At 59.9% G+C, this 4,235-nt stretch carries 5 protein-coding genes; all 5 read right to left on the reverse strand.

All coding sequences use genetic code 11. From position 1 onward, the window contains the following. Nucleotides 1–241 precede the first annotated feature (241 nt). Nucleotides 242–442 carry a hypothetical protein gene (locus YUU_RS58020; RefSeq protein WP_084802003.1) on the reverse strand — a complete coding sequence of 67 codons (201 nt, stop codon included), beginning with the start codon at nucleotides 440–442 and terminating at the stop codon, nucleotides 242–244. An 829-nt stretch (nucleotides 443–1,271) separates the two neighbouring features. Then, on the reverse strand, nucleotides 1,272–1,418 hold the full coding sequence (locus YUU_RS60795; RefSeq protein WP_198031979.1) for a hypothetical protein: 147 nt from the start codon (nucleotides 1,416–1,418) through the stop codon (nucleotides 1,272–1,274). 598 nt (nucleotides 1,419–2,016) lie between these two features. Further along, nucleotides 2,017–2,277 (reverse strand): hypothetical protein, encoded by a 261-nt coding sequence (locus YUU_RS54465; protein ID WP_035665206.1) that lies wholly within the window; start codon nucleotides 2,275–2,277, stop codon nucleotides 2,017–2,019. A 257-nt stretch (nucleotides 2,278–2,534) separates the two neighbouring features. Beyond that, entirely contained in the window at nucleotides 2,535–2,966 is a 432-nt protein-coding gene (locus YUU_RS0145515; protein ID WP_156944943.1) for a hypothetical protein, read from the reverse strand. An 857-nt stretch (nucleotides 2,967–3,823) separates the two neighbouring features. Beyond that, nucleotides 3,824–4,108: a ribbon-helix-helix domain-containing protein gene (locus YUU_RS0145520; RefSeq protein WP_027528076.1), complete on the reverse strand. Its 285-nt coding sequence runs from the start codon at nucleotides 4,106–4,108 to the stop codon at nucleotides 3,824–3,826. Between the last annotated feature and the right edge of the window lie 127 nt (nucleotides 4,109–4,235).

Consider the following 4,235-nt stretch of genomic DNA (forward strand, 5'->3'; position numbering starts at 1 on the left):
CACTAACAGACTTCGGTTTGCAATAAAGCCCCCCGCCATCGGGAATGCCCGCCCGGGCTGCTCCCGGGGGGTTGAGTGCGGTCAGGTACCTGGACCGGTTACCGACAGCGGCGCGAGAGCGGACAATCGGGCGACCGCCGAGACGCAACCCTGAAACAGTGCACTCAACGACAAGATCAGCGGAGAGCGCGCCGGGCGAGCGCGGCGACGAGGTTTCTTCACGCTCAGACGGCCGCGCTAGTCAGCGGGCGCGCCAGGTTTCGACGCCATCATTTGGATGACGCTCCTGTTTGCGCAACTCATCGATTAGACGTTCGAGGTAGGGCGGCAGGGGCGAAGTTTCGCGAGATAAGTCCTGTTGCAACCTGTCACCCACCTCGTCACAAATCGACCGGGCAGTCTTAGGGTCGATGCGGTCCGATATTCGGCTGATCGGTTCCATAATGCGACTTCTTTGATCGGCCCCATGATTAACTTAAGTTACAGAGCGAGAAAATGTTTCGCGTCAGCCCATCGTCCTACTACCGGAACGAAGGCTGATCTTGCGCATGGGCGAAAGTAGCCGGGGTGATCTTACGGCGACAACTTAACGTGGGCCTACAGGGCGCGGGGCTGCGGTCTCGCGCCCCTCTCTCTTGATCCGCGCTGACGCGGAAAAGGGGCCCGGACCTGGCTTTCCGCGGTCACGCACCCAAGCGCAGCCGCGCGCGGAGCTACTGGAATCCAGCGTGGCTGTTTGCGGCCCCGGCATCGGCATTACCTTGGCGGGTGCAAATCGCCTAGAAGCCAGCGGCCAAGGGCCTTTGAGTGCATGGTATCTTCGTGCGCCGCAAGGATCGAAAGCACGTGATTGCAGACAGCGCATTGAAACGTATCCAAGTCGACGCCTGGGCGTTCTGACTCGATGCTGACGAGCATCATCCGAGCTTTGCACCTCGGACAAGCGGGGCGCTCAAATGCGACTGGTGGGACGGCTGACGACGGACGTTGAGGCGTAGCGCTCATAACGCGCCCCCGGGTTCTTGGCAAACCGCGGCATGACGCCTCAACTCACAACGTGCCCTAAAGGTCCTAGATAAGGGCAAGCGCACCGGCGGTTGCAAGCGGTGGGCTTCGGCGCTCCTGGGCCATCGGTTCACGCTGGCGGGCCTCGTCAGGCGGACGTTAGCCTACCATGAGAACTTTTGTCGTCGTCGATTCCTCCCAGGGTATCGGCGGCGGCGAGGTCCGGTTGGATTTGCCTCCAATGCCGGGCCTCGCTTCCGGAACGGTCATCTGAAAACCCTATGCGCCTTGGCTTTCTTGCGTCGCGCTTCAGCATCTGGTGGTGGCTTGCCGCGGTTCAAGGCGCGCATGATGCCGATGCAAGCGAGCATCGCCGGGCCGCCTTGCTCGGCCACCAGAATCAGCGCCTCCATTGCGGAGCCGGCGGGCCTCTCTCAAATAGAAGCAGTGGCCGTGCTATTGCCATTTTTTCCCGGTCTTTAAGTCATTCCGCTCGGACCCAGCGCGCAAGAACGGCTCCGGCGTTGCCAGCCCCATGCCGGGGCCGTTCTTTGGAGCGGCTCCTGTCATTTCGCCGTAGCCCGGTTCAAGGCCCGCATGATGCCGATCCGGGCGAACATCGTCGGTCCACCTTTCTCTGCCACCAGGATCAGCGCTTCCATCACGGTTTGCCACTCCGGGCATCGTGCACAGCCTTGGGTTGCTTGGCGATGTACTCGCCGGCATCGCGCAAGGTGACGAGATCGCGCCCGCCAACCTTTATCGGTTCGTCGAAAGGCCGCCCCAGCCTCGATCGGTCATTCTATCTGCTTCACAATCCTGGTGCGTCCAAGGGTCACGCTAGACCCAATTACCACGTTTTCCCAAGGCGCCCTGCTAGTTTGATCTGGTCGGATTGCAGGCTTACGGACTGTCATTCGATGTTTTGGCAATACTTAAGTCCTCGTGCCCCGCCTTCGGACGCATTTCGTTGGTGCAGTTCTTCCCATGAACTCGGAGGCGGGTCTTTTTTCATTCCGATTGATGTCCCGCGGCATCATCCTTCAGGAGCCGCACATAGGTCCCGCTCTCGTGCAGCTCGAGCCAACCGCGCTCGACCGACATCTTGATGCCGGCGCCGAATTCCTCGCCGCCGGCCTTCAACGCGTAGAGGAACAGCGCGTTGATCTTCTCGTTTTGCGTGCTCGGCAGATCAAAGGTACGATTGACATGCTCGATGCCGTCAGAAGAAGTGCGGGCGCTATGAATGAGATACGCAAATGTGTTCCCCACATTCGACGTCGGCGGCGCAGATGCGACAGCAATAGGTAGGCTCGGTATCCTTCCAATGAGCGATCAACGGCGCGCGCCAATGGGTTGATCGGAAGGCGTGTTCCAACTCGGCTTGCGCCTTGGTGACGATGGCCCGCTTGCGCAAAAGGCGCGCGATCGGGCCGCGTTGCGGCGGCCTCTGCATAGTCGAACCTCTATGTGTGCGGTGTGATGCTTTGGCGCTTAGCGCCTTCCACCAATCAAGTGGGATTGTCCTCTTAGCTCGTGTGACGCTTCGAGCCAAATCCCTTAGTGTCGAGATCGGTCAAAAGGGGGACGAGCTGCTCATACGTTTTTGCAACGGCAGAAGTCCACCGCCTCACGTCACCCTCCGGCGGGCGAATAGCACGCTCTGGCTCCATGAAGAAGTATCGATCCTGTTCGCAAACGAGCGCGCCGACCTCGACGAGCTTGTCGAGCTTCGGTCCGATCGTTGTGCGCGGCAGGTCGAGGAACGCCGCCACGCTGCTTTTGTTCATCGGGCGTTGTTCGGCGTGGCCGATGATCACGGCGGCCATTATGAGCAACATGGTGCCGATGTCCGAGTCGGCGATGACTTCGCTGCCGTCGATTTGGATGATCTTGCGCGCCAACTGCGCCAGCGTGACGAACATGCGACACGCAGCGAGCCGTTCTTTGGCAATTGCCATGGGGCGCTGCGGTATCGGCTTTCTTCTTGTCATTGGGACGAGCACGCCGCGCAATTTTGGAGAAAATTAGTCGAGATCGAACGACGTAAGTGAATGGTTGGAGTTGCCGAGGAACTGAGCGCCCGCACCCAAAGGGTTTGAACCGCAAAGCTGCTCTCGCGACAGAGCTTATGCTAGGGGGCGGATGGTCGAGTGAGCAGTGCCATGCGTATCAAGACACTCGCGTCATATTTCCTTACCTGTATCGTGACCCTCGCTGCATTGATAGGAGCGCAGCAGGCATTTTCCCTTCAGGCAGATGTTAGCGCGAAAGTTTCCATATTTGTTGATCAGGTCGCCAATCGGGCGGTCAAGGGTGACAGGCTACCCACTGTGCGAGCATTGCCTAACGACGCACGTTGCAAGCCGCCGATTGACGTCGTGGGACGTTGTTTCGCCGACGCGAAATTGAACGAGAGGGTAGCCTGACCCGAGCAGCATTCCGACCTATTCCCAGCGAGCTCCGGGCTAACGGCGATCGGGCCATGGCTCAATGCGACAGCTCGTATTTCCGGATCTCTTGCACCCGCGTCAGGCAATAGTCTCGATACAGATTTTCAATAAATGCCCACACGACCGAAATCCCCATTGGACAATAAACAGTAGGCTAGGCTCGGCTTGTTTCCGGAATGCTTCGCCGGTTCTGGAAAATGGTTGCTGCTTGGTGTTGGCGTCTGGGATACCAGTGAGCCGGAGAGGCTTAGCATGGGGCAATGCAGCACTGGCAAGAGGCTCGACGCCTGATCTGCGGGAGATCATTAGGAAGCTGCGCCGGAAGCTGAATTGAGGTCGGGACGGACGCGGGCTGCGGTCTCGCTTCAGAGCTCACGCCCCATCGCGCGATGGCTGGGCTGTGCCGGTACTTTCTGCTCAAGCTGGGTCGCCGCGGCCCGGTGCTTAAAGTGGTCGAGGACGAACAAACGTAACGCGGACGACAAATTGCCGTGCGGGCGGTTGCGGTCGATCTCATCGGCCAGCGCCGAGAGCGTCATATTGCGCAGAACGGAGATCTCCTTCATGCCGTTCCAGAAGTCCTCTTCCAGGCTGACGCTGGTCTTGTGACCTCCGACGACGATGGACCGTTTCACGACCGGGGATCTCATGGCTATTCCTTGCGCTCGATGGCCAGCCGGACAAGGTCCGATCCTGCAAACGAGAACGGCCCCGGCGCGCGAGGCTGGCTGGAGGCACACCGGAGCCGTCCCGCGCACCGCCGCGCGCAAAGCCACT

This window comes from Bradyrhizobium sp. Ec3.3 (genome assembly GCF_000472925.1).
GTDB lineage: Bacteria > Pseudomonadota > Alphaproteobacteria > Rhizobiales > Xanthobacteraceae > Bradyrhizobium.

What these genes read in the sequence shown, in the direction of transcription:
- YUU_RS58020 (WP_084802003.1), bottom strand. Translation starts at nt 442, where the DNA reads ATGGAACCGATCAGCCGAATATCGGACCGCATCGACCCTAAGACTGCC.
- YUU_RS60795 (WP_198031979.1), bottom strand. Translation starts at nt 1,418, where the DNA reads ATGGAGGCGCTGATTCTGGTGGCCGAGCAAGGCGGCCCGGCGATGCTC.
- YUU_RS0145515 (WP_156944943.1), bottom strand. Translation starts at nt 2,966, where the DNA reads ATGGCAATTGCCAAAGAACGGCTCGCTGCGTGTCGCATGTTCGTCACG.
- YUU_RS0145520 (WP_027528076.1), bottom strand. Translation starts at nt 4,108, where the DNA reads ATGAGATCCCCGGTCGTGAAACGGTCCATCGTCGTCGGAGGTCACAAG.